This window comes from Bradyrhizobium sp. McL0615, from assembly GCF_049993905.1.
Classification (GTDB): domain Bacteria; phylum Pseudomonadota; class Alphaproteobacteria; order Rhizobiales; family Xanthobacteraceae; genus Bradyrhizobium.
Window position 1 is genome coordinate 2,388,613 of sequence record NZ_CP188254.1, and the last position, 23,225, is coordinate 2,411,837.

Annotated in this window: 23 protein-coding genes; 10 read left to right on the forward strand and 13 right to left on the reverse strand. The window is 64.5% G+C overall.

Going from position 1 to position 23,225, the window contains the following annotated elements; translation table 11 throughout:
- Positions 1 to 92 precede the first annotated feature (92 nt).
- The 5 genes from ACPPVP_RS11455 to ACPPVP_RS11475 all read right to left on the reverse strand — a co-directional run bounded on the left by ACPPVP_RS11455 (position 93) and on the right by ACPPVP_RS11475 (position 7,991).
- The gene (locus tag ACPPVP_RS11455; RefSeq protein WP_426534159.1) at positions 93 to 497 is read right to left on the reverse strand and encodes a DUF2946 family protein; all 405 of its coding nucleotides are present in this window, start codon (positions 495 to 497) and stop codon (positions 93 to 95) included.
- A gap of 662 nt (positions 498 to 1,159) precedes the next feature.
- On the reverse strand, positions 1,160 to 3,223 hold the full coding sequence (locus ACPPVP_RS11460; protein ID WP_426534161.1) for a hypothetical protein: 2,064 nt from the start codon (positions 3,221 to 3,223) through the stop codon (positions 1,160 to 1,162).
- A gap of 3 nt (positions 3,224 to 3,226) precedes the next feature.
- Positions 3,227 to 6,049 carry a DUF4159 domain-containing protein gene (locus tag ACPPVP_RS11465; RefSeq protein ID WP_426537802.1) on the reverse strand — a complete coding sequence of 941 codons (2,823 nt, stop codon included), beginning with the start codon at positions 6,047 to 6,049 and terminating at the stop codon, positions 3,227 to 3,229.
- Positions 6,049 to 6,993, reverse strand: coding sequence for a DUF58 domain-containing protein (locus ACPPVP_RS11470; RefSeq protein ID WP_426534163.1), 945 nt, complete (start codon positions 6,991 to 6,993; stop codon positions 6,049 to 6,051). Before ACPPVP_RS11470 ends, ACPPVP_RS11465 begins: the two co-directional genes overlap by 1 nt.
- Positions 6,993 to 7,991 (reverse strand): AAA family ATPase, encoded by a 999-nt coding sequence (locus ACPPVP_RS11475; protein ID WP_426534165.1) that lies wholly within the window; start codon positions 7,989 to 7,991, stop codon positions 6,993 to 6,995. Before ACPPVP_RS11475 ends, ACPPVP_RS11470 begins: the two co-directional genes overlap by 1 nt.
- 256 nt (positions 7,992 to 8,247) lie before the next feature.
- Here ACPPVP_RS11475 and ACPPVP_RS11480 point away from each other — a divergent pair, with 256 nt between their 5' ends.
- Genes ACPPVP_RS11480 through ACPPVP_RS11500 form a run of 5 tightly spaced genes read left to right on the forward strand, consistent with a single transcriptional unit; the run spans position 8,248 to position 11,804 of the window.
- Positions 8,248 to 8,859 carry a DUF1285 domain-containing protein gene (locus ACPPVP_RS11480; protein WP_426534167.1) on the forward strand — a complete coding sequence of 204 codons (612 nt, stop codon included), beginning with the start codon at positions 8,248 to 8,250 and terminating at the stop codon, positions 8,857 to 8,859.
- Between the two features lie 8 nt (positions 8,860 to 8,867).
- A complete protein-coding gene (locus ACPPVP_RS11485) occupies positions 8,868 to 9,530 on the forward strand; it encodes a CoA pyrophosphatase (protein ID WP_426534169.1) in 663 nt (220 codons plus the stop codon).
- On the forward strand, positions 9,527 to 9,790 hold the full coding sequence (locus ACPPVP_RS11490; protein ID WP_426534171.1) for a DUF6111 family protein: 264 nt from the start codon (positions 9,527 to 9,529) through the stop codon (positions 9,788 to 9,790). Before ACPPVP_RS11485 ends, ACPPVP_RS11490 begins: the two co-directional genes overlap by 4 nt.
- On the forward strand, positions 9,787 to 11,046 hold the full coding sequence (locus tag ACPPVP_RS11495; RefSeq protein WP_426534173.1) for a CCA tRNA nucleotidyltransferase: 1,260 nt from the start codon (positions 9,787 to 9,789) through the stop codon (positions 11,044 to 11,046). Before ACPPVP_RS11490 ends, ACPPVP_RS11495 begins: the two co-directional genes overlap by 4 nt.
- Positions 11,043 to 11,804 (forward strand): TSUP family transporter, encoded by a 762-nt coding sequence (locus ACPPVP_RS11500; protein ID WP_426534175.1) that lies wholly within the window; start codon positions 11,043 to 11,045, stop codon positions 11,802 to 11,804. Before ACPPVP_RS11495 ends, ACPPVP_RS11500 begins: the two co-directional genes overlap by 4 nt.
- A 6-nt stretch (positions 11,805 to 11,810) precedes the next feature.
- Here ACPPVP_RS11500 and ACPPVP_RS11505 read toward each other — a convergent pair whose 3' ends face one another.
- From ACPPVP_RS11505 to ACPPVP_RS11535, 7 genes are all read right to left on the reverse strand, one after another.
- The gene (locus ACPPVP_RS11505; RefSeq protein WP_426534177.1) at positions 11,811 to 12,869 is read right to left on the reverse strand and encodes a hypothetical protein; all 1,059 of its coding nucleotides are present in this window, start codon (positions 12,867 to 12,869) and stop codon (positions 11,811 to 11,813) included.
- A gap of 139 nt (positions 12,870 to 13,008) precedes the next feature.
- Entirely contained in the window at positions 13,009 to 13,737 is a 729-nt protein-coding gene (locus tag ACPPVP_RS11510; protein WP_426534179.1) for an HAD family hydrolase, read from the reverse strand.
- Positions 13,738 to 13,881: 144 nt separating this feature from the next.
- Positions 13,882 to 14,130 (reverse strand): DUF2158 domain-containing protein, encoded by a 249-nt coding sequence (locus ACPPVP_RS11515; RefSeq protein WP_426534181.1) that lies wholly within the window; start codon positions 14,128 to 14,130, stop codon positions 13,882 to 13,884.
- A 76-nt stretch (positions 14,131 to 14,206) separates the two neighbouring features.
- Positions 14,207 to 15,094 carry an oxygen-dependent coproporphyrinogen oxidase gene (gene hemF / locus ACPPVP_RS11520; protein ID WP_426534183.1) on the reverse strand — a complete coding sequence of 296 codons (888 nt, stop codon included), beginning with the start codon at positions 15,092 to 15,094 and terminating at the stop codon, positions 14,207 to 14,209.
- Positions 15,095 to 15,210: 116 nt separating this feature from the next.
- Complete coding sequence (locus ACPPVP_RS11525) at positions 15,211 to 15,576, reverse strand: 6-carboxytetrahydropterin synthase (RefSeq protein ID WP_426534185.1); 366 nt, start codon at positions 15,574 to 15,576, stop codon at positions 15,211 to 15,213.
- A 49-nt stretch (positions 15,577 to 15,625) separates the two neighbouring features.
- A complete protein-coding gene (queE, locus tag ACPPVP_RS11530; protein ID WP_426534187.1) occupies positions 15,626 to 16,258 on the reverse strand; it encodes a 7-carboxy-7-deazaguanine synthase in 633 nt (210 codons plus the stop codon).
- A complete protein-coding gene (locus ACPPVP_RS11535) occupies positions 16,255 to 16,740 on the reverse strand; it encodes a tRNA (cytidine(34)-2'-O)-methyltransferase (RefSeq protein WP_426534189.1) in 486 nt (161 codons plus the stop codon). Before ACPPVP_RS11535 ends, queE begins: the two co-directional genes overlap by 4 nt.
- 277 nt (positions 16,741 to 17,017) lie before the next feature.
- Here ACPPVP_RS11535 and petA point away from each other — a divergent pair, with 277 nt between their 5' ends.
- From petA to ACPPVP_RS11560, 5 genes are all read left to right on the forward strand, one after another.
- Positions 17,018 to 17,548: a ubiquinol-cytochrome c reductase iron-sulfur subunit gene (gene petA / locus ACPPVP_RS11540; RefSeq protein ID WP_426534191.1), complete on the forward strand. Its 531-nt coding sequence runs from the start codon at positions 17,018 to 17,020 to the stop codon at positions 17,546 to 17,548.
- A gap of 66 nt (positions 17,549 to 17,614) precedes the next feature.
- Complete coding sequence (locus ACPPVP_RS11545; RefSeq protein WP_426534193.1) at positions 17,615 to 19,687, forward strand: cytochrome c1; 2,073 nt, start codon at positions 17,615 to 17,617, stop codon at positions 19,685 to 19,687.
- A 162-nt stretch (positions 19,688 to 19,849) separates the two neighbouring features.
- Complete coding sequence (locus tag ACPPVP_RS11550) at positions 19,850 to 20,524, forward strand: dienelactone hydrolase family protein (RefSeq protein ID WP_426534195.1); 675 nt, start codon at positions 19,850 to 19,852, stop codon at positions 20,522 to 20,524.
- A gap of 37 nt (positions 20,525 to 20,561) precedes the next feature.
- Positions 20,562 to 20,999: a hypothetical protein gene (locus tag ACPPVP_RS11555; protein WP_426534197.1), complete on the forward strand. Its 438-nt coding sequence runs from the start codon at positions 20,562 to 20,564 to the stop codon at positions 20,997 to 20,999.
- Between the two features lie 37 nt (positions 21,000 to 21,036).
- Positions 21,037 to 21,936 (forward strand): NAD-dependent epimerase/dehydratase family protein, encoded by a 900-nt coding sequence (locus ACPPVP_RS11560; RefSeq protein WP_426534199.1) that lies wholly within the window; start codon positions 21,037 to 21,039, stop codon positions 21,934 to 21,936.
- Between the two features lie 158 nt (positions 21,937 to 22,094).
- Here ACPPVP_RS11560 and ACPPVP_RS11565 read toward each other — a convergent pair whose 3' ends face one another.
- Positions 22,095 to 23,096, reverse strand: coding sequence for a VOC family protein (locus tag ACPPVP_RS11565; protein WP_426534201.1), 1,002 nt, complete (start codon positions 23,094 to 23,096; stop codon positions 22,095 to 22,097).
- Positions 23,097 to 23,225: the final 129 nt, after the last annotated feature.

A 23,225-nucleotide genomic window follows, 5' to 3' on the forward strand; every position in this document is an offset into this window, starting at 1 on the left:
CCCGTCGATGTGCGACGGGTCGATTCCGATTTTCCCTCGGCGGATCGGCCGCATGTGCGGCGATCCCCTCAGGGTGCATCAATCAATCGAGGTCAGGAGACGGGAGGCGCGCGGGACTGGAACGCGCGATGGAGCGAGCCGAGATGCGTGAACTCGGCGCCAGTGGTCAGGTGCAGAAGCTCGACCGCCTGCGGCAACTCCAGCAGCGGCGGTGTGGCGAACAGGAAATTGTTGGCCAGCGAGATGACGGCGCAGATCGCGCAGTCGGAGGTTGGCTGATCGGTGTCGTGGCCGGAAGGCTGCTGTGCGGAGCGCGCCTCTTGCGCGGCCAGCGCCGCCGAAATGGCGAGGTCCGTATCGGCCAACCCGGCCTGAAATGCCGGGGCGGCGCGGGCGATCTCCCCATGGAAATGCCCGAACGACAGCGCAAACTGGATCGCGAGCGCAAACAGCGCCAGCCGCGAGCCGTGCTTGAGGTGTTTCCGGAACCAGTTCACGACGAATTGCGCCTTCCCCGAACGGCCAAGGTGCGTTTCAAGCTCCCTTGGCCGCCAATGTTATATTATAACATCGGAAGGATCGGGCGATGTCAACCGTAGGTCAGGCGGGCGCCGTGAAATCGGTTGATGCTGTGGGATTGGCGCAACGGCGGAGCAAGCATTCCGTCAAAACTCTTGCTGTCATCCATCGTTCGCATCGTCATGAACCGAAGTCCGATTGCGGTTACTCCGGTAGGCCGTCCAAGAACGGATCGTTGAGTAGGCGCCTACGAGCGAGCCTAGCGATAAGAGCACCGCACCATCCGTTCGCCCCGCAAAATAACAGGCCAATGCGAAACAGAGTGCGGCGAAGCAGAGGCCTGCCTGAGATGTCACATAATCCCACTGCAACTCAGACGGCGTCGAAGGACTGAGGAGGATCACGCCAAATGCATGCCGCGAGATATCGCCGCGTTGGAATTCAGGGGGCATTGAAGAGATCAACGTCGCATAAGCCGTCTGGTGTTTAAAGATTGACCAGATCGTGGCCAAAGCGCCGGCAAATACGAGAACCCCAACCACGCCTCTCTCCCAATCGGCAGTGCCGTTCGTCTTGTGCAACGAAAGATAGTAAAACTATCACCGTCAGAAAGGGCTACGTCTAAGAAAGTTAGAGCCGCCTACCGCCCCTCGCGCACCCAGGTCGCCGCGAACGCGCCGAGCAGCAACAGCAGCCCGACCAGACCGGCGAACATCGGCAGCACGCCCACGCCCTTGACGACGCTGGCGTCGCGCATCTTGACGCCCATCCAGCCGTCGCCGTGGAAGATGCCGGAGGCGCGCACCGGCACCACGCGGGGCAGGTCGATGCTGGTGCCATCGACCACGCGGCGCGCATCGCCGCCGGTTGCCTGCGCCAGCGGCTTCAGCATGTCGGTGGTCGAGGTGACTTCGGAAAATTCCTTGGGGTTGGTCGGCCCGACATTGATCAGGGCTTTCAGCGTGCCGTCGGTTGCCTGCCACAGCCCGAGTTCGTTGGCGGGAAGGGTGGAGCGCCAGGTACCGGGCTCGCTTGCGGTCAGCTCAAGCTCCTTGGTGGCGCCACTCGGCGACGTCACGGTCACCGGCGGCACGGTGTCGGCCATGGTCTGGCGCAGCACCACGAGATCCTTGCCCTGGATCTGCAGGCGCAATGCCTCTTCGTCGAGGTCAGGCTGCTTCATCAGCCAATGCGACATCCGCCGCAGCAAATCGAGATGCGGGCCGCCGCCTTCATAGCCGCGCGCCCATAGCCAGATATGATCCGACAGCAGTAAGGCGACCCGGCCTTCGCCGACCCGCGACAGCAACAACAGCGGCTTGCCGTCGGCGCCGGTCATGACAGGCGCGCCGGTCGCGTTGCGCGTGTCCACGGTGCGGAAGAAGCGGCTCCAGCGCGGCGGCTCGCTGGCGGAGCCTTCGAGGCCACGCGTCACCGGGTGGCGTTTGCCGGCGTCGCTCAGATGCGCATAGAACGGTTTTTCAGTGACGCCGACCGGTTCTGCCGGCAGCACCGTGTCGAGCGGCGTGCGCCAGATGCTGGTGGTGGAGGCGTAGTCGGGGCCGGCTGACACCAGCACCGCGCCGCCGGCGCGGACGTAGCGCGCCATGTTTTCGAAATAGGGGATCGGCAGCACGCCCTGACGGGCGTAGCGGTCGAAGATGATCAACTGGAATTCGTTGATCCTCTGCTGGAACAATTCGCGCGTCGGAAACGCGATCAGCGACAATTCGTTGATCGGCGTGCCGTCCTGCTTCTCCGGCGGGCGCAGAATCGTGAAATGCACGAGGTCGATGCTGGCATCGGACTTCAAGAGATTGCGCCAGGTGCGTTCGCCGGAATGCGGCTCGCCGGATACCAGCAGCACGCGCAGCCTGTCGCGCACGCCTTCGATCGCGACCACGGCGCGATTGTTCACCAATGTCAGCTCGTTCTCGAGCGGCGAGGCCTCGATCTCGACGATGTTCGACCCGGCATGCTTGATGTCGACCTCGACATTGGAGGTCTGGCCGCTCACGAGCGTGCGCTCGCTGATTACCTCGCCGTCGCGGCGGATCACGATCCTGGCGCGCTGGCTGCTAACGCCCTGGTCGTCGAGCCGGTAGGTGATGGTCTGGGGCTGTCCGACGATGCCGAAACGCGGCGCCGCTGAAATCGCGATACGGCGGTCGCGCTCGTCCTTGAGACCGGTGACGAGTGCGTGCACCGGCGCCTGGAAACCGAGCGCGCCGGCGTTGGCCGGAATGTCGTGCACCCGGCCATCCGTGATCAGGAACGCGCCGGCGACGCGGTCGACCGGGACGTCCGACAGCACCGAGGACAGTGCGCCGAACAGTTTGGTGCCGTCGGTTTCGCCGTCGGCCTGGCCGGCCTCGACGACGCGCACTTCGAGCCCCTTGATCTTCTTCAGTGTATCGACCAGCGCCTCCTGCGCCTTGGCCGTCTCCTGGTTGCGCGTGCCAAAATTCTGGCTCGGGCTCTTGTCGATCACAACAGCCGCGACCGAGGACAACGGTTCGCGGTCCTCGCGCGTGAACGAGGGATTGGCGAGCGCCAGCAGGATCAGCGCCAGCGCCGCGACGCGCACAGCGGCGCCACGCGACCGCCCGAGCAGCAACAGCGCGGCGATCACGACGATCGCGGCCAGTGCGACCCACAGCACGATTGTCGGAACGAGGGGGGTGAACGCGATGCCGTACTGCATGGCCTATTGCCCCAACCGTTCGATCAGGGCCGGCGCATGGACCTGATCCGCCTTGTAGTTGCCGGTCAGGGTGTACATCACGATGTTGACGCCGGAGCGGAAGGCGAATTCGCGCTGGCGCGGCTCGCCCGGCGTCAGCGGCAACATCGGCTGTCCGTCCGGGCGGTGCGCCCACGCACCTGCGAGATCATTCGAGGTGATGATGATGGGCGAGACGCCGTCGCCGCCGCGCGCAGGCCGCGAGGCCGCTTCGTCGTCATCCTCGCGCGGCAGTGTCTCGACCCAGGTCTGGCCCGTGTTGAAGCGGCCGGGAAAGTCGCGCAGCAGGTAGAACGTCTTGGTCAGCACATGCTCGCGCGGCACCGGCTCGAGTTCGGGCACGTCGAGGGAGGAGAGAATTTCGCGCAAGGTGCGCATGCCCGGCGTTTGCGCCGCGCCGTTCTCGCCGGGCGGCGCCTCGATGGCGTCGCGGGTATCGAACAGCACCGTGCCGCCCTGTTTCATGTAGGCGTCGATACGGTTGATGGCATCCTGCGGCGGCTTCGGCGCACCCGGCACGATCGGCCAGTAGATCAGCGGAAAGAACGCCAGTTCGTCGCGCGCGGGATCGACGCCGACGGGATCGCCCGCTTCCAGCGCCGTGCGCTGCGCCAGGAACAGCGTCAGCCCCGCCATGCCGGCCTTGACGATGGAATCGACGTCGGCATTTCCCGTGACGACATAGGCAAGGCGTGTCTGCGACACCGACTTGATCGCGAAATCGTCGTTGCCTTGATTATTCCCTTGGGCGCGCGTCGGCGAAGGCGCAATCGTGCTCGCTGCCAGGATCATCGCCAGCAGAACGGCCGCCGTCGCCGTGCGCCGCCGCCACAGGGCGGCGAGCCCCGCGCCCAGCATCGCGACCACGATCGCATCGATCAGGAACAGCACCAGCGACGACGACAGCAGAATGCCGCGCAAGTCGCGCGGTTCGGCGTTGGTGTAGCTGGCGCGTTGCGCGCGCAGGGATGATGTGTCGAGCGACGCGATGCGATCGGCCGCGGCCATCGTGTTGACCGCGATCGGGCCATCGGCCGGGCCGTAGAAGCCCGGCGGGTGATCCGCCGTGGCGCGGTCGCGATAATCCGCCGGCATCGGCTTGGCGGTCGAGGGCGGCGGTCCGAATGCGCCGAAGCCGTCGAGGGTGCGCAGCGGCGCCACGGTCTCGACGTTGGTCGTCTCGCTTGCAACGCCCGCGCCGGGCTTCGAAGTGTAGCCGGACATATCGACCATCCGTCGCAGCATCTCAACGAAGCTGCCGGACATCGGCAGGTCCGACCAGCGCGAGTCGGCGCCGACATGGAACAGGCTGACGATGCCCTTGCCGCGATGCTCGCCGGTTACCAGCGGCGTGCCGTCTTCCAGCGACGCCCAGGTCTTGGTCGCGAGCACGGCGTCCGGCTCGGCCAGCACCTGCCGGTTCACGGTGATGTCCTTGGGCACGGAAAGGCCCGCGAACGGACCGTCGGCGGCGAAGGAGGCCAGATGCTGCGGCTTTTCCCAGGTCAGGCTGCCGCCGAGGGTGCGGCCGCCGCGACGCAGTTTTACCGGCACCAGATCGTCATCGCCCTGCGCCAGACGGGGGCCTGCGAAACGCAGCAGCACGCCGCCCTGATCGATCCATGCGTTCAGCCGTTCGCGGATTTCCGGCGACAGCGTGCCGACATCGGCGAGCACGATCATCGGCAGCCGCTGATCGAGGAATTGCGCGATCACCTGCTGCGCCGCGCCGCGGTCGCCCAGCCGGATGTCGGCGAATGGCGACAAGGCGCGGGTGAGATAGAAGGTCGACGCCAACAGCGGCTGGGCGGTGTCGCTGGTCGCGCCGGTGACGACGCCGACCGCGCGCCGCCGCCATCTCTTGTCGAGCAGTTGCACCGCGCCGGCTGATCGTTCGCCCGATATTTCCAGCCGCGAAATGTCGTTGCGCAGTTCGACGGGCAGATCGAACGCCGCTTCGCTCTCGCGATCCTGCATGCCGAAAGCGTAGCGCGCCTCGCCGATCGGCGAGCCCTTGGCATCGATCGCGCGAACCACACCCGCGGCGACGCCGCCGGTGGTGCGCAGCACCTTGACCGTCATCTTGGCCGCGGCGTTTTCGGCGGCGACCAGCGCCTGTGCCGGGGCCGCGCCGCCCTCGAACACCGTCAGCTTGCGGTCGCCGATGGTCTTGGAAAGATTCTCGACGAATTCAGTGCCGCGCCCGGTGTCGACGCCGTCGGACAGCCACGCGATCTCGGCATCGCCGGTCGACTTCAGGAAGCGGTCGAGCGCGCCAAGCGTGTCGACTCGGTCGACCGAATAGGGTTTTGGCGAAATCTGACGCAGCGCGACCCGCGCGGTGCCGGCCGGCATCAGCGTGACGTCGCGTGCGGTCTCGGAGAGCGGAACCAGCGCCACGCCGCGGCGGTCATTGTCGGCGTTGGCGATCAGTTCGTCCGCGGCCTTGACCCGCGTGTCCCAGCTTGCCGCGGCGCTCCAGCCGTCGTCGAGCAGGATCACCAATGGCGCGTTGCTGCCGCCGACCCCGCTCTGTGGATTCCAGATCGGGCCTGCGGCGGCAAAAATCACGAGAGCGGCGGCGGCGAGGCGCAGCAGCGTCAGCCACCACGGCGTGCGCGAGGGGGTTTCTTCCCTGGGCCGGATGTCGAACAACAACCGCGTCGGCGGAAACTCGATCCGCCTCGGCCGCGGCGGCATGACGCGCAGCAGCCACCACAGCACCGGCAGGCTCAACAGGCCCAGCAGAAGCAGCGGTTGCGCGAAGGTAAGGGGAAGCCCCGCTATCATGCGCTGCGCCCCGCCTTGACGGTTGAGCCGCGCGCGCTTCCCTTGGCTGCCATCATGCCCGAATGCAGGAACAGCAGGAGTTCGGCGGCGGAACGGCTGGTGGTGTGGGTTGAGAACAACCAGTCTAGGCGGTTGGTCTCGCTGCGGATCTCGTCGCGATGCAGGGCGACGCGGGCGACATAGTCGCTGGCCCAGCTCTCGGCGCGGCCGGCGGTGACGACGCCAAATCCTTCCGGCTCGACGAATTCGACCCGGCCGGAATAGGGAAAGGTTTCTTCGGCGGGATCGACCACCTGGATCAGCGAACCATGGGCGCCCGAGGCCGAAAGCCCGGCAAGCATCAGCCTGATCTCGCTCATCGGCGACCACAAATCGGACAGCACGACAATTTCGGCCAGCGCCGACGGCACAAAGGACGGCGGCAGGCTCGCGCGCGCCGCATCGTCATGCAGCATCGCCTGCGCCATCTTGTCGATCACGTTGCGGCTGGCGGTCGGGTTCATCAAACCGGGAATGCCGACGCGTTCGCCGCCCGAAACCAGCAATTCGGCGAGTGCAAACGTCACGATCAGGCCGCGCTCCAGCTTGGAGTCGCGCGCGCCCTTCGAAGCAAACGCCATCGACAGCGAACGGTCGGGCCACAGCCACACGGTATGGGCAGCCTCCCATTCCTGCTCGCGGACATAGAGATGATCGTCGCGCGCCGAGCGGCGCCAGTCGACGTTCTGCGACGGCTCGCCGGAAACGAAGCGGCGATATTGCCAAAAGCTCTCGCCGGCGCCGGCGCGGCGCCTGCCATGCAGGCCATGGATGACGTTGGCGGCGATCCGGCGGGCTTCGAGCACGAGACGGGGGAGCGAAGCGGCGAGCGTTCGGCTTTCGCCATCGGCACGTCGGATTGCTAAAATCTCCCTGGTCTCGTGGCTGGTCTCTGCGGCCATCAACCGATCCGCGTCTTCAATTGTTTGATCACGTCGGGAATGGTGCGGCCTTCCGCGCGCGCCGAGAAGGTCAGCGCCATGCGGTGCTTGAGAATCGGTTCGGCGAGATCGAGCACGTCGTCGATCGAGGGCGCGAGGCGGCCGTCGAGCAGCGCGCGGGCGCGCACCGCCAGCATCAGCGACTGGCTGGCGCGCGGGCCCGGGCCCCAGGCGATCAGCTTGTCGCCGCCATCCGGATCGGGCCGCGCGGCGCGCACCAGCGACAGGATCGCCTCGACCACGCTGTCGCCGACCGGCAGGCGCCGCACCAGGCGTTGTGCCGCGATCAGGATCTCGGCGTTCATCGAGGCCTTGGCGAGCGTCTCATCCGCGCCGGTTGTCTCGAACAGGATGCGGCGTTCGGCGTCGCGATCGGGATAATCGACGTCGATCTCCATCAGGAAGCGGTCGAGCTGCGCTTCGGGCAGCGGATAGGTGCCTTCCTGCTCCAGCGGATTTTGCGTGGCGAGCACGTGGAAGGGTTTTGGGAGATCATGCCGCGCGCCTGCAACGGTGATGTGCTGTTCCTGCATGGCTTGCAGCAGCGCCGATTGCGTACGCGGGCTGGCGCGGTTGATTTCGTCGGCCATCAGGAGCTGCGCGAACACCGGTCCGGAGATGAAGCGGAACGACCGCTTGCCGGAATTGCTCTCGTCCAGCACCTCGGCGCCCAGAATATCCGACGGCATCAGGTCCGGCGTGAACTGGATGCGCTTAGCGTCCAGCCCGAGCGTGATGCCGAGCGTTTCAACGAGCTTGGTCTTGGCGAGGCCGGGAACCCCGATCAGGAGCGCGTGGCCGCCGGACAGGATCGTCACCAGGGTGTTTTCGATCACCCGTTCCTGGCCGAAGATGACGGTGGAGATCGCCTCCTTTGCGGCGCGAATCTGACCGGCGACCTGTTCGGCCGAACGGACGATCGCGTCCTCGAGTTTCTCGACACCGTCTGCACTCGCCATGTCTTTCTCCTTCAGCCGTCTAACCGCTTCATGACACCGCCGGTCGCGTCGTCATGCCACGAGCCTCATGCTAAACCTGTGCAAAGGCCATGTATTCGTTGAATTAAACTATCCCCACATTATCGGCGTTTCGGGGTATGAACGGCATCACGATATGGCGACCTTGATCCGCAATAATACGGACCCGAATCGTCCGGACAGTTCCGAACACGTGCACCAATCGTGCCAGATGAGGCGATGACACTCAGGGCAAACAATGGCGAAGCAAGGGCAAACCGGCGCTGAAGGCCTCGAAGGACTAACTGTCGCTGCGAGGGAAGCCGCCAACGCCACCCCGGCGGGCAAGGGATTGCCTCCGGTACATTTGTGGAATCCGCCGTTCTGCGGCGATCTCGACATGCGAATCGCCGGTGACGGTACGTGGTTCTACATGGGCACGCCGATCGGGCGGCCGGCGCTGGTGCGCCTGTTCTCAACCATCCTGAAGCGCGAGGACGGCAAGCACTTTCTCGTGACCCCGGTCGAGAAGGTCGGCATTCGAGTCGATGACGCGCCTTTCCTCGCGGTGGAGATGCAAAAGGAGGCCGATGATCGCGGGCGGCTATTGCGCTTTCGCACCAATGTCGACGATTGGGTGCCATGCGATTCCGGACACCGCCTGCGATTCGAGATGGCCGCCGATGGTGGGCTGACGCCCTACCTTCACGTCCGCGCCGATCTGTGGGCAAAGGTGACCCGCGCGCTCTATTACGATCTGGTTGACATGGGGGAAGAGCGGGTGGTCGATGGTCAGCCGATGTTCGGCATCGAGTCCGGCGGCGAGTTCTTTACGATGGCGGACGCGAAGCAGGTGAGGGACGCGGTTTGAACGAGCCGATGCTGAAAAAAATGCAGGCCGCTCCGATCAACTCGGCGGAGTTCTTCGCGCGGAGCCAGGCCAGGCTGAATTTCGACGTGCCTCCCGGCCTGGTCGATCCCGATATCATTCCGAAAACCGGCGATGCGGGCAACGACCACATGCTCGAGATCGTGGCGCGCGAGCAGCCGGTGCGTCCGGCGGCGGTGCTGATCGCGGTGGTCGATCACCAGGAGCCCACCGTGTTGCTGACGCAGCGCTCGCCGCATCTGTCCAGCCACGCCGGGCAGATTTCCTTTCCGGGCGGCAAGATCGACGCAACCGACGCTTCCCCGCTCGACGCAGCCTTGCGCGAGGCGGAGGAGGAGGTCGGCCTCCAGCGCGACTTCATCGAGCCGATCGGCTATCTCGACCTCTATGGAACCGCCTTCGGGTTTCGCATCCTGCCGACGGTGGCGCGGGTCAAACCCGGCTTCAAGCTGACGATCAACGAAGGCGAGGTGGTCGACGCCTTCGAGGTGCCGCTGGCATTCCTGATGAACCCCGAGAACCATCAGGTCCATTCCAAGGAATTCCGCGGCATGGAGCGCTCCTATTATGCGATGCCGTTCGCCGAGCGTTACATCTGGGGCGCGACGGCAGGAATCCTGCGCGTGCTGTATGAACGGATTTATCTCGCATGATCCGTCCGGTTCTGACCGAAGTCGGAATTTTCCTGATCCCGTTCGCGGTCTATGCGGTGTTTCTGATTGCCACCCGTTCCGGCGTGCTGGTGTCGTCCTCCTGGCCCGTGCATCTGGTCGCCAAACTGGTGCTGGGATCGCTGCTGCTGGTCGTGATCAGCTTCGTCCTGCTCGCGCAATTCTCCGGCGCGCCGCCGGATTCGACCTACGTTCCCGCGCATATCGAAAACGGCAAGCTGATTCCCGGAGTCGAGAAATGAGCGAGGCGCGCGTGCTGTCGGACGCGCCCTGGCTCAGATCGGGTCCGGCTGCACGCGTGCTCGCATTGCTCAATGGCGATGGTGAGGAAGCCCGCGTGATCGGCGGCGCCGTGCGCAATGCGCTTCTGAAAATTCCTCTCGGCGACATCGACATCGCGACCACGGCGCTGCCCGACGAAGTCGCCCGCCGCGCCAAGGCGGCCGGCATCAAATGCGTGCCGACCGGCATCGACCACGGCACGGTCACGCTGGTCGTCGAAGCACATCCGTTCGAGGTCACGACCTTGCGCGAGGATACCGAGACCTTTGGCCGCAAGGCCCGGGTTGCGTTCGGGCGCGACTGGGTTCGCGATGCGGAACGGCGCGACTTCACCATCAACGGGCTTTCCGTCGATGCCGACGGCATCGTGCACGACCATGTCGGCGGGCTTGCCGATATCGAAGCCAGACGCGTGCGCTTCATCGGCGACGCCAGCCAGCGCATCGCCGAGGATTATCTGCGCATCCTGCGCTTCTTTCGCATGCATGCCGCCTACGGGGCGGGTGAGCCCGACCGTGCCGGGTATCTCGCCTGCATCGACGGCCGTGCGGGGCTTTCGAGCCTTTCCGCCGAGCGCGTGCGCATGGAAATGTTGAAGCTGTTGATCGCGGAAGGCGCTGCGGTCGCGGTGCAGGCCATGGCCGATGCCGGGCTGCTGCTGCCGATCTTCGGTGGCGTCGGCTATATCGGCGCGTTCGCGGCGATGATCGTAGTCGAACGCGCGCTGGGGCTGCCGCCGAACGCGGTGCGCCGGCTTGCCGCGCTTAACGTCGCCGTCACCGAGGACGCCAAGCGCGTCTCGGCGCGACTTCGGCTTTCCAACGCGGAAACCAAGGCGCTGGACTCGATGGGCCATCGCTGGTGGCGGCTCGCCAGCAAGGACGACGCACGGGCGCGGCAGCTTCTCTATAGGCTCGGCGAGGATCCTTACCGCGACCGGCTGATGCTGGCATGGGCGCGAGCAGGTGGCGTCAGTGATGGCGCTGCGCGCTGGCACGATCTCGCGACGTTGCCGCAGCGCTGGAGCGCGCCGAAATTTCCGCTGCGGGCGGCCGATTTCATCTCCCGCGGCATTGCCGAGGGCCCGGCGCTCGGGCACGTGCTGACTCTGGCAGAGGACGCCTGGCTGGCCGCGGATTTTCCGCTTGAATCATCCGTGCTTGCCGCGATCGCCGACCAGACCGCCGCCCGTTTCACCCGCGATCACCGTCTGTGAGCATTCTCGCCGGCTTCGCCGACATTTCGCTCGGCCAGCTCGTGCTGGTTGGCGGCATGGCGCTGCTGGCCTCCATCGTCGGCGGTCTTGCCGGCTATGGCACCGGCGCCTTGATGCCGCTGGTGCTGGTACCGCTGATCGGGGCCGAGCCGGTGGTGCCGATCATCGCGATATCGGCGATCATCACCAATATCAGTCGCTTCGTGGCCTATTTCCGTTACGCCGACCGGCGGCGCGCGCTGATCGTGATGGCGGCGGCAGCGTTGACCACCGCGCTCGGCGCCTACGGCTATACGCGGCTCACCGGCACCGGCGCGGCGCTGGTGATCGGCAGCATGCTGATGCTGAGCGTGCCGCTGCGCCGGTTGGCCAAGAAGCGCGATGTCAGGATTGGCGATACCGGCCTTGGTGTGAGCGCGGTGGGCTATGGCGTGCTGGTCGGGGGCACATCGGGCTCCGGCGTGATCCTGTTGTCGTTGTTAATGGCGTCGGGGCTCGAGGGAGCGGCGGTGATTGCCACCGACGCCGTGATCTCGGTCATGACCGGCCTGATCAAGATTTCGGTATTCGGCCTGGCTGGCGTTGTCACCGCGCAGGTGCTGGCCTTTGCGCTCCTGATCGGCGCGATCGCGATTCCCGGCGCGTTCCTCGCAAAAGCCTTCGTCGAGCGCATGCCGGTGCATATCCACACCGCGATCCTCGACGCCGCCGTGATGGTTGGCGGCGTGGTCATGATCACGGCGGCGCTGCGGCATTGAGCGAGGTCATCGCATCAGCGAGGCCGTGCGGATCGGGAAGCAGTTTACGCTTGGTATGTTGCGGACGAGCGGCACGCTGCACAAAAAGCCGACCGGACGATATTTCACCCGGATTCGCTCCATCTGATGCAGCGCCAGGCTGCTGAATGCATTGACCCGCCCAGCCAGATCATCCAGTTGGGCGTTGATCTCTTTCTCGCGCTCGACGATTTCCTTTTCCTTCGCGGCGTCCCGGTCGCTCCGGGAGGCCCATTGCCGCGCCGCCGCCAGCCTGTTGTGCGTGGCCTCGAAGCAGTAGTGCATCGTCAGGACGTGGTGCTTGGCGCTGTACCAATAGATCCGCTTGGCGTCCTTGTCGTTGGGGCCGGCGCAGATCCGGACGAATGCATCTTTCGGCTTGGTCTTATCGTCAACGCCCCGTTTCTCGGCGATTGCGCAATATTCGTTGTCGGCAATTTCCTTTGCGGGCGTGTCGTCGTCCTCGAGGTTCACGTTTCCGAACGCTGGAAAATTGTACTTGTCGGAACAGTCGAAGGCGTAGTCGCGCAGCACCTGCCGTGACAGCGGATCGCCATCGACATTACGTTTGTCGGCCGGATCGCGCCAGGTGTCGCTCGCCCAGTCGATATAGACTTCCGCCTTTCGCGTCAGCACATCGATATTTTCGCGCAGCGCGATCCGCGCCTTTTCATAACGTTCGGAAATCGCGCGCGCGTTCTTGGTGGCGAGTGACTGGTCGCTCTCGTCCGACCTGTCGCGGACGGCGCGGGTGAAATCGGAATACAGGGTTTGCTGCAGGGCCTGCGCTTCGGAGAATTCGTGCGAGATCTCCGTGAACGTGGCGGTCGCCGCCGCCATGTCTTCCTTGGCCTGGCTGCTGACCTTGTCCTGATAGGCGTTGAGGTACTGAAGATAGCCGATCGCAAGGCTGCTCAGCACGGTAACCGCCGACAGTCCTTTGACGATGTCGAGCCCGTGATTGAACTTCCAGAGCCACCTCAGCGGGGCGGATTTCGGTGCAATGTCGTCCACCTCTGGCGGCTTCTGCGTGTCGTCGCTCGGCATCGGTGAACTCCCCAACCCATGGACTTCAACCTTGAACCAACGTCGACACAGTCAGGGATTGCAGGCTTCCGCACTGTGAGGCAGCTCACATTACAGGTGATCGTGCGATGGCGTGGCGAATGGAACCTCAGCCGCCCGATCAGCGCTCGCGGGGCAGCAGTTCTGTCAGCGAGCGGATGATGCGATCGGGCTTCACGGTGGAGGCAGGGGGCAGGCCGTCGCCGTGCACGTCGATCCAGATGGCGTAGATGCCGAGCCGCTGCGGCGCTACGACTTCCCATTCCAGATTGTCGCCGATCATCCAGGTCTCGGATGCAGTGACGCCCAGCGTCTGCATGGCGTGCAGATAGGCGCGCTCGTCCGGCTTGCCGAAACCGTGCTCGCCCTCGATCTGGATGTGATCGAAACGATCCGACAGCGCAAAACGTTCGACCTTGGCGCGCTGGGTGCCGGCGGCGCCATTGGTCACCAGCGCCAGCTTGACGCCGCGCGCCTTCAATTCGTCGATGGCGTCATGCGCGCCGGGGAAGACGAACATTTCCTCTTCGCGGTAGGCGGTGAAGCGATTGGCGAGCCGTACCGCAAGATCCTCTGATAGCGCGTGGCCGCCTGCGGCAAGGCCGGCAAATCCGCCTGTGACGGTGATGCGCCGCGCCTCATCCAGCTTCAGCCGCCATTCGGCGCCCGCGACCGCCCAGAATTTGCGCGCGGAATCCAGAACGGCGGTGGCAACCTGTTGCGAGGTGAACGGCCCGAACTCGCCGGCGAATTCCGCCGCCACGTTGTGCCAGGCGATCTCGGGGCGTCCATAGGCCGACAGGATGGTATCGTCCATGTCGATCAGCATGGCGCGGGGGAGTTCAGTCATCGTCTTACGGCCATTGTGCTCTCGGCGCTGTCGACCGCGGACAATCGCGGCCGATCTGCCGCGAATATCAGATCCTCCGCATGGGGTCCAATTCCGAGAAACGACGCCGCCGGGCTGTGGATGCCGGGCGACGCCGAAATTCGCTCAACCTTTCTTGCCGGCGTCCTCGTCCTCTTCCTCTTCCTCTTCGTCGTCATCGTCTTCTTCGTCTTCCTCTTCGTCATCCGTATCGTGCTCGGCGAGTTCAAGCACCGCCAACGGCAGCGTCTCGCGAAAGAGATCGCCTTCATTGCCCATCCACACGCACGCGACTTTGCCGTCGTTGACTTCCACCACGCTAAGCGGATGGCCGCCGGACTTCAGAATGACGACATCGCCTGGTTTCAAATCCATGATCTGCTCCTTGGTAATGCATGACGCGATTCGCACCCTAGCGACCGGTCATGACAAGCCGATCATGACAGTCCAATCATGGCCACTTTACCTCCGGTGGCATCGACGAGAGGATCGAATCCACATTGCCGCCGGTTTTCAGCCCAAAGATTGTGCCGCGGTCGTAGAGCAGGTTGAACTCGACGTATCGTCCGCGCCGGATCAATTGCTCCTCGCGGTCGGCGGCATTCCAGGGATGCGCGAAATTGCGCCGGACGAGGTCGGGATAGATTTTCAGGAAGGCGCGGCCGACGTCCTGCGTGAAGGCGAGGTCGGCGTCCCAGTCGCCGGAATCGTGCCAGTCGTAGAAAATCCCGCCGATGCCGCGCGCTTCCTTGCGATGCGACAGATGAAAATATTCGTCGCACCATTTTTTGTATTTGTCGTAGTCGGCAACGCTGTTCGGTCCCCCGCAGGCTTCCTTCATCGCCTGATGGAAGGCCAGCGTGTCCGGGTCCTCCTGGGTGCGCCGCCGGTCCAGCACCGGCGTCAGGTCGGCGCCGCCGCCGAACCACGCCTTGGTGGTGACGACGAAGCGGGTGTTCATGTGCACGGCCGGAACGTGCGGGTTCCGCAGGTGGGCGATCAGCGAAATGCCCGACGCCCAGAACCTGGGATCGTCGGCCGCGCCCGGAATCTGCGCACGGAATTCGGGCGCGAACTCGCCGTGCACGGTGGAACAGTGCACGCCGACTTTCTCGAACAGCCGCCCGCGCATCATCGACATCACGCCGCCGCCGCCGGGCTTGCCGGTATGGTCGGTGCGGTCCCAGGGCGTTCGTGCAAAGCGTCCGGCGTCGCCGGGATAGAGCGAGGAGGGGGCATCGTCTTCCAGCCGCTCGAAGGCCGCGCAGATGTCGTTGCGCAACGCTTCGAACCAGGCCGTCGCGCGCGTCTTGCGATCTTCGATCAAGGACATGTCCATGTGCGATTCCGAAATTTTCTGTCGTCATTGCGAGCGAAGCGAAGCAATCCATCGTGCCACGAAAAAGAACTGGATTGCTTCGTCGCTTCGCTCCTCGCAATGACGGTGGAAGTTACCTAGCCCTGTGGTCCGAAATAAGTGCAGCTCTCGTTGCAGCTGTCGCGGTGAACGCTGACGCGGGTGATCCTGCCCGCGTGCTGGACCCGCTCGAAGATGTAGCGCGAGATATTTTCCAGCGTCGGCGTGCCAAGCGCCTCGATCTTGTTCAGGAACTTGTGGTCGAGGGTCTTGCGGACCTCTTCCATGCTGCGTTCGAGCAGGCCGAGATCCAGCACCATGCCGGTTACAGGATCTGGCGTGCCGCGCACGCTCACCTCGGCGCGGAACGAGTGGCCGTGGATTTCCTCGCTGGCCGCGCCGAAGGTCGTCCCCTTCAGCGAATGCGCGGCCTCGAAGCGAAATGATTTCGTCAGTTCCCACATCTTGAAAATCTGGTTCCTATCTGATGCCGAGCTACCTGATGCCAAGTGCTTATCTGATACCAAGCGTCTTGTGTGTCTGCAGGCTGAGCCGCCACTGCGGATGGCGCAGGCAGTAGTCGACCGTGCGCGCGGTGTTTTCGATCAATTCGGGCCCGTCCATCGGCTGCAGCGAAAACCGCTCGAAATCCAGCCCCGCAAAATCTTCCGGCGCGGCGCCGGCTTGCGGATACACCAGCTTCAATTCATGGCCGCGGCGCACCACCAGTTCGGCGCCGGCTTTCGGGCTGACGCAGACCCAGTCCATCCCGCCGGGCGGTTCGATCGTCCCGTTGGTCTCGATGCCGATGGCGAAGCCGCGCGCATGCAGCGCATCGATGAAGGGGGTATCGACCTGCAGCAGGGGCTCGCCGCCGGTCAGGACCACATAGCGGTTGGTATTCTCGCCGGTCCATTGCCCGGCGATGGTTTCGGCGAGTTCATCGGCCGTGGCATAGCGGCCGCCGAGCGTGCCGTCGGTGCCGACAAAGTCGGTATCGCAGAACTGGCAGGTGGCGCCGGCGCGGTCCTGTTCGCGGCCGCTCCAGAGGTTGCAGCCGGAAAAACGGCAAAACACCGCCGCGCGGCCGGCATGCGCGCCTTCGCCCTGCAAGGTCAGGAATATCTCTTTGACCGCGTAGCTCACACCTTCTCCCTGGAACCGGTCTCGCCCGCCACCGGGTGATCCGTCTGCCGCAGCGCCTCGCCCAATGCCATGGCGGCCGCCATGGCCACATTGAGCGAACGCAAGCCCGGCCTGATCGGGATCGCCAGCCGCGCATCGGCCGCGGCGGCGACTTCGGCGGTGACCCCTGCGGATTCCCGCCCGAACAGCAGGACATCGTCCCGCCTGTAGCTGAAATCCAGATAGGAACCGGCGCCCTTGGTCGTAAACAGCACCAGCCGGAAACCCGCCTCGTTACGCCATTGCTCGAATTTTTGCCATGAGTCGTGGCGGGTCAGGGCGACGTGATCCAGGTAGTCCATTCCCGCCCGCCGGAAATGCCGGTCCGAGATCGGAAAGCCGGCCGGCTCGATAATGTGGGCGGCCGCGCCCAGGCACGCGCAGAGGCGCAGAATCGTCCCGGTGTTCTGGGGGATATCCGGCTGGAAGAGCGCAATCTGCATGGTGTCGGCTTCGGAAGTATGGGTGAGATGTATTGAATAAATCACGGCCGGGCGCGGATTTAGTGCATTGCACGATTGCGAGCCGATAGCGGGCTTGCGCTCTTACGGCAAGGGTGCCAATAGAACGATTCTGGACTGCTTGTTCCGCCGGATTGGGGGAGGAAAAGTGGTTTTTCTGCCGCCGCGGGGGCCGCGGGCGCCGGCAGCCTCTTCAGGTCGCGTGTTCAGCGTGTCCGGGGCGGTTCCGCCGGCTGCAGACAAGAAAGGGCTTGGAATCGTGACGACAGCGTCTTCGGCGGACCATCCAACACGCCGTGATTTCCTTTTTGTTGCAACGGGAGCCGTCGCCGCCGTAGGCGCAGCTGCCACCGTGTGGCCGCTGGTTTCCCAGATGAACCCGGATGCCTCGACGATCGCGGCCGGTGCGCCGATTGAGGTCGACCTGACCCCGATCGCCCAGGGACAGGACATCAAGGTGTTCTGGCGCGGCAAGCCGATCTACATCATGAACCGCACCAAGAAGCAGATCGACGAGGCCCGCGCGGTGCCGGTCGCGAGCCTGCCTGATCCGCAGACCGACGAGGCGCGCGTCAAGGCGGGCCATGACCAGTGGCTGGTCGTGATCGGCATCTGCACCCATCTCGGCTGTATTCCGATCGCCCATGAGGGCAATTACGACGGCTTCTTCTGTCCCTGCCACGGCTCGCAATACGATAGCTCGGGCCGCGTCCGCCAGGGACCTGCCCCGGCAAACCTGCCGATTCCGCCCTACGCATTCGTTTCCGACACCAAAATCCAGATCGGCTAAGGGCTCGGACGCCAGTCCGAGACCCCTCAACCCGTCGCGTCGTTTTACTTCCTCAGGATCGCATCAATGAGCGGACCATCCGATTTCCAGCCGACCAATCCCGCCTTGAAGTGGATCGAACGGCGCCTCCCGATTATGGGACTTATGCATTCGTCGTTCGTGGCGTATCCGACGCCGCGTAACCTGAACTACTGGTGGACCTTCGGCGCCATCCTTTCGATGATGCTGGGCGTGCAGATCCTGACCGGCGTGATCCTGGCGATGCACTACACGCCGCACGCCGATCTCGCGTTCAAATCGGTCGAGCTGATCGTCCGCGACGTCAATTACGGCTGGCTGCTGCGCAACGTCCACGCCAGCGGCGCTTCGATGTTCTTCTTCGCCGTCTACATCCACATGTTCCGCGGCCTTTATTACGGATCGTACAAGGAGCCGCGCGAAGTGCTGTGGATCCTCGGCGTCATCATCTACCTCCTGATGATGGCGACCGGCTTCATGGGCTACGTGCTGCCGTGGGGCCAGATGAGCTTCTGGGGCGCGACCGTCATCACCAACCTGTTCTCGGCCGTGCCCTATGTCGGCGACAGCATCGTGACGCTGCTGTGGGGTGGCTATTCGGTCGGTAATCCGACGCTGAACCGCTTCTTCTCGCTGCATTACCTGCTGCCGTTCGTGATCGCGGGCGTGGTGGTGCTGCACATCTGGGCGCTGCACGTGGCGGGCCAGAACAATCCGGCCGGCGTCGAGGCGAAGACCGAAAAGGACACCGTGCCGTTCACGCCTTACGCGACGATCAAGGATGCGTTCGGCGTCTCCTGCTTCATGCTGTTCTTCGCATGGTTCATCTTCTACATGCCGAACTATCTCGGCGATGCCGACAACTACATCCCGGCCAATCCCGGCGTGACGCCCGCACACATCGTGCCGGAATGGTACTACCTGCCGTTCTACGCGATCCTGCGCTCGATCCCGAACAAGCTCGCCGGCGTCATCGGGATGTTCGGGGCGATCGTCATCCTGGCGTTCCTGCCCTGGCTCGACAACGCCAGGACGCGCTCGTCGAAATATCGGCCGCTGGCCAAGCAGTTCTTCTGGATGTTCGTCGTCGTCTGCATCGGCCTCGGCTATCTCGGCGCCCAGCCGCCGGAAGGCATCTATGTGATCGTCGGCCGCATCCTGACCGTGTGCTACTTCGCCTATTTCCTGATCCTGCTGCCGCTGCTGTCCCGGATCGAGAAGCCGCGTCCGGTGCCGAATTCGATCGCCGATGACGTGCTGGCAAAGTCCGGCGGCAAGAGCGCGACCATGGCTTCGGCGGTGATTGCACTGCTCGTCGCGGGCGGTTTGTTCGCCGGCAGCGTTCAGGACGCGCGCGCCGAGGATCATGGCACCTCGCCGCCCGGACAGAAGTGGTCGTTCTCCGGTCCGGTCGGCACGTTCGATCGCGGCGCATTGCAGCGCGGTCTCAAGGTCTACAAGGAAGTCTGCTCCGCCTGCCACGCTTTGTCCTATGTTGCTTTCCGCAACCTCGCCGATGCCGGCGGCCCCGGCTATTCGGTGGCGCAGGCTGCGGCGTTCGCCTCCGACTACAAGATCAAGGACGGCCCGAACGACCAGGGCGAGATGTTCGAGCGGCCGGGCCGGCCGGCGGATTATTTCCCGTCGCCGTTCCCGAACGAGCAGGCGGCCCGCGCGGCCAATGGCGGGGCGGCACCGCCCGACCTGTCGCTGATCACCAAGGCGCGTTCCTATAAGCGCGGCTTCCCGTGGTTCCTGTTCGACTTCTTCACCCAGTATCAGGAGCAGGGCCCGGACTACGTCGCCGCAGTGCTGCAGGGCTATGAGGACAAGCCGCCCGCCGGCTTCTCGCTGCCGGAAGGGGCCTACTACAACCACTATTTCCCCGGCCACGCCATCAAGATGCCGAAGCCGCTGAACGACGGCCAGGTCACCTTTGACGACGGCTCGCCGGCGACCGTCGCGCAATACGCCAAGGACGTCACCACGTTCCTGATGTGGACCGCGGAGCCGCACATGGAAGCGCGCAAGGCGCTCGGCCTGCAGGTGTTCGTGTTCCTGATCCTGCTCACCGTGCTGCTGTACTTCACCAAGAAGAAGGTCTGGGCTAACGCCCACTGATCGCCTCTTCATCGCGAATTTCGGAAAAGCCCCTGCGGGGGCTTTTTTGTTGCCCGCAACATGGCTTTGGCTGCCTTGCTCCTCGCAATGACGGGATTGCGCCCCATCTCTACTGCGGACAAAATGGCCGCCAATCAGTCAGAAATCTTTCGGAGGAGCCCCATGGGTACCAGCATCACTTTCAAGCGGCCGGACGGCAAGGATGCCGGCGGCTATCTCGCCAACGCCGCACGCGGCAATGCGCCGGGCGTGGTCGTGATCCAGGAATGGTGGGGCCTGCAGGACCAGATCAAGGGCCTGTGCGACCGCTTCGCGGTTGCGGGCTTCGACGCGCTGGCGCCCGATCTCTACAAGGGCACGGTGGTGCCGTATCACGACACGGACGCGGCCGGCAAAGAGATGAACTCGCTGGATTTCATGGACGCCACCACGCAGACCGTGCGCGGCGCCGCGCAATATCTGTCGCGCAACGGCGCCAAGGTCGGCTTGACCGGCTTCTGCCTCGGCGGCGCGGTGACGATCATCGGCGCCACCAAGATTCCGGAGCTTGCCGCCGGCGTGGTGTTCTACGGCATTCCGCCGGAGCAGGCGGCAAAGCCTGCGGACGTGAAAATTCCGCTGCAGGCGCACTTCGCCAACAAGGACGACTGGTGCACGCCGCAGGTGGTCGATGCGTTCGAGCAGGGCATGAAGGCCGCCGGCAAGTCGCTCGAGCTTTTTCGGTATGACGCCGAGCATGCCTTCGTCAACGAGCAGCGGCAATCCGTCCATGACCGTCAGGCCGCCGAACTGGCCTGGGGCAGGGCGACGGAGTTTTTCAGGAAGCATCTCGGGTGAGATGTCCGGCTTGACCGACGCCGCGGTGGATTAATCGATGCCGACCGGAATCAACACTCCCGGTCTCGGCTATACCACCTTTTGCGCGATCAAATTCGCTGGTTACACGGCCGCCGCGCATTTCCTGTCGATGAGTTACAACCGCGACGACCTCGCTTCCTGGAAGGTCGGCGCGGTTCGGACCCTGATCGGAATGGTCGCAGGCGCCGCTTATTTCGGGCTGTGGTTCCTGATCGATCCCTCCGCCCGTCAGCCGGGCGGCCCGTTATCCGGTTTTCCATACCTCTATCTCGCCGGCCTGCTGCCGGTCCGGATTGCCGAATGGTGGCTTCTGATCTGGCTGTTCTATGATCGCAAGCTGCGCCAGCCGGCCAAGGGCTGGCGCATGGTGGGGCTCGGCACGATGTGGTCTTATGTTCTGGATGCACCGGCCATCGTCGGCTTCATCGCGACGGCAGGCTTCTGGGTTTGCTGACAATTCGCCGCACGGCATGACCGACTGAGGAATGGGAATGAAAATCTTCTGCACGGGCGCGTCGGGCTATATCGGCGGATCGGTGGCGGCGCATCTCATGGCCGCCGGACATCAGGTGACGGGCTTGGTGCGCTCGCCTGAAAAGGCCGAGGCGGTTCGCGCGCGGGGCATCCAGCCCGTGTTGGGAACGCTCGACGACGGAGAAATTCTGGCGCAGGCGGCGCGGGCCGCCGACGTCGTCGTCAATGCGGCGAGCGCCGATCACAAGGGGGCCGTCGTCGCGCTGCTCGATGCTCTTGCCGGAAGCGGCAAGCCGTTCATCCACACATCGGGATCGAGCATTGTCGGCACGCGTGCCAAGGGTGAGCGGTCAGATGCGATCTTCGACGAAGACACGCCGATCACGCCATCGCCCGCGCGCGCGGCACGGGTCGCGCTGAACGAGTTCATTCTCGCTCATCGCGACAAGGGCTGCCATCCCGTCATCGTCTGTCCGAGCCTGATCTACGGCGCAGGCCTGGGCGCCAATCCGAACAGCGTGCAGGTGCCGCTGCTGATCAGGCTGGCCAAAAAACGCGGCAACGCGGCGCATGCCGGGCCCGGCGAGAACGTCTGGTCGAATGTGCATATCGACGATCTCGTGACCCTCTACGCGCTTGCCATCGAGAAGTCGCCGGCCGGCGGCTTCTACTACGCCGAGAACGGCGAGCACTCGATGCACGAGGCCTGCGTATCGATCAACCGCATGCTCGGCTTTGCGGGGCCGCCGACGGCGATGTCGATGGCCGAAGCCGCCGCCGAATGGAGCGAGGGCACGACGGAAGATACGATGGCCTCCAACAGCCGCGTCCGCGCCAAGCGCGCGCGGCAGCTAGGCTGGAAGCCGCAGGCGCGCGGCTTGATCGAAGAGATCGAGCAGGGGTGTTACCGGGAGTAAATCTCTCTGTCGTCCCTGCGAACGCAGGGACCCATACGCTGCGGCCTATCGCTTTGGGAAATGCTGTTCGACGACTTCGCCCAACAACAACTTCCTGTGGTTATGGGTCCCTGCGTGCGCAGGGACGACGCGGGTCGCTGGGCGACACTTCCGACCGCCTAACTCTTTCCGCTCACCCCGTCCCACCACGCGCACGTTCCCGACATCAGCTTGTAATTCCCCTCCATCACCTGCACCGGCGCGCGCAATCCCGACGCCGCCGCGCGCAGGCGCATCTCGCGGGCGACGACGCGGTCTTCCGGCGGCAGCCAGACGCGCTCGTGGCCCCACAGGCTCGGGCCGTCATGCATCTCGACCGGCTGCCACGTCGCGGGATCGATCTCGCGGCCACCCCAGCCGCATTCGATCATGAAGGACGACGGCGTCTTGGCGTAGAACGAGGTCATGAAATCGTTGGTGTGGCGGCCGAGCGTGACGCCGACGCGGTCCCCCTCGGTCATCGCGATATCGTAGCACTGGCCGACATCGTCGAGCGAGAACAGCTCCACCATCAGATGATGCATGCCGTTCCGCCCCGTTTCGATCAGGGCGAGGCTGTGATGCCGCGCGTTGACGTGGAAGAAATAGGCGCGGAACGGCTTTGTGATGTAGTCGGACAATCCGAAGCCGAGCACGTCGACATAGAAGGCCATGACCGGCTCGATATTCTCGACCGTCAGCACGGCATGCCCGAGCCCGAGCGGGCCGGTGCGGAATCCCGAGATCGATCGTCCCGGCGCGAACGGCGTGTCGTCGATCTCGGGGCCGTAAAACGCCTCCAGCCGGTTGCCCGCCGGATCGTGAAACGAAATCAGGCTGCGGACGCGCCGGGCATCGGCCAAGGTCTGCGGTTCGGCGGTGACATTCACGCCGGCTTTTTCCAGCCGCGCCGCCAGCGCATCCAGCGCCACGCTGTCTGCGACCTCCCAGCCGAAAAAGCGTGTGCCTTCGCCCATCGCGCGGTCGATCACGATGCGTTGCTTGCGGTCGTCCATCCGGAATGCAAGCAGCGAATTGCCGCGCTCGACCGCCTGCAGCCCGACCAGGCCGGTCCCGAACTGCCGCCAATCCTCGAGGTTATCAGCTCCGAACCCGGCATATCCCAGACCCAGCAATGCCATCGCCCGCCTCCTTCATTTGCAATCTTCGCGCATTGGATGCGCCGCTGCTTGCTCAAATCCTACGCAAGTTTTCCGCGTTCCGACACCCCAAGATGGGGCCGGGAAGGGGCTTCCCGGCCGGTCCAGTCC

Bases quoted from the DNA above. Each gene is read 5' to 3' on its own strand.
- ACPPVP_RS11485 (WP_426534169.1), top strand. From the start codon at position 8,868: ATGCTGAAAAAAATGCAGGCCGCTCCGATCAACTCGGCGGAGTTCTTC.
- ACPPVP_RS11555 (WP_426534197.1), top strand. From the start codon at position 20,562: ATGCCGACCGGAATCAACACTCCCGGTCTCGGCTATACCACCTTTTGC.
- ACPPVP_RS11565 (WP_426534201.1), bottom strand. From the start codon at position 23,096: ATGGCATTGCTGGGTCTGGGATATGCCGGGTTCGGAGCTGATAACCTC.
- ACPPVP_RS11505 (WP_426534177.1), bottom strand. From the start codon at position 12,869: ATGCCGAGCGACGACACGCAGAAGCCGCCAGAGGTGGACGACATTGCA.
- ACPPVP_RS11535 (WP_426534189.1), bottom strand. From the start codon at position 16,740: ATGCAGATTGCGCTCTTCCAGCCGGATATCCCCCAGAACACCGGGACG.
- ACPPVP_RS11525 (WP_426534185.1), bottom strand. From the start codon at position 15,576: ATGTGGGAACTGACGAAATCATTTCGCTTCGAGGCCGCGCATTCGCTG.
- ACPPVP_RS11550 (WP_426534195.1), top strand. From the start codon at position 19,850: ATGGGTACCAGCATCACTTTCAAGCGGCCGGACGGCAAGGATGCCGGC.
- ACPPVP_RS11545 (WP_426534193.1), top strand. From the start codon at position 17,615: ATGAGCGGACCATCCGATTTCCAGCCGACCAATCCCGCCTTGAAGTGG.
- ACPPVP_RS11480 (WP_426534167.1), top strand. From the start codon at position 8,248: ATGGCGAAGCAAGGGCAAACCGGCGCTGAAGGCCTCGAAGGACTAACT.
- ACPPVP_RS11475 (WP_426534165.1), bottom strand. From the start codon at position 7,991: ATGGCGAGTGCAGACGGTGTCGAGAAACTCGAGGACGCGATCGTCCGT.
- ACPPVP_RS11510 (WP_426534179.1), bottom strand. From the start codon at position 13,737: ATGACTGAACTCCCCCGCGCCATGCTGATCGACATGGACGATACCATC.
- ACPPVP_RS11470 (WP_426534163.1), bottom strand. From the start codon at position 6,993: ATGGCCGCAGAGACCAGCCACGAGACCAGGGAGATTTTAGCAATCCGA.
- ACPPVP_RS11460 (WP_426534161.1), bottom strand. From the start codon at position 3,223: ATGCAGTACGGCATCGCGTTCACCCCCCTCGTTCCGACAATCGTGCTG.
- ACPPVP_RS11560 (WP_426534199.1), top strand. From the start codon at position 21,037: ATGAAAATCTTCTGCACGGGCGCGTCGGGCTATATCGGCGGATCGGTG.
- hemF (WP_426534183.1), bottom strand. From the start codon at position 15,094: ATGGACATGTCCTTGATCGAAGATCGCAAGACGCGCGCGACGGCCTGG.
- ACPPVP_RS11495 (WP_426534173.1), top strand. From the start codon at position 9,787: ATGAGCGAGGCGCGCGTGCTGTCGGACGCGCCCTGGCTCAGATCGGGT.
- ACPPVP_RS11515 (WP_426534181.1), bottom strand. From the start codon at position 14,130: ATGGATTTGAAACCAGGCGATGTCGTCATTCTGAAGTCCGGCGGCCAT.
- ACPPVP_RS11490 (WP_426534171.1), top strand. From the start codon at position 9,527: ATGATCCGTCCGGTTCTGACCGAAGTCGGAATTTTCCTGATCCCGTTC.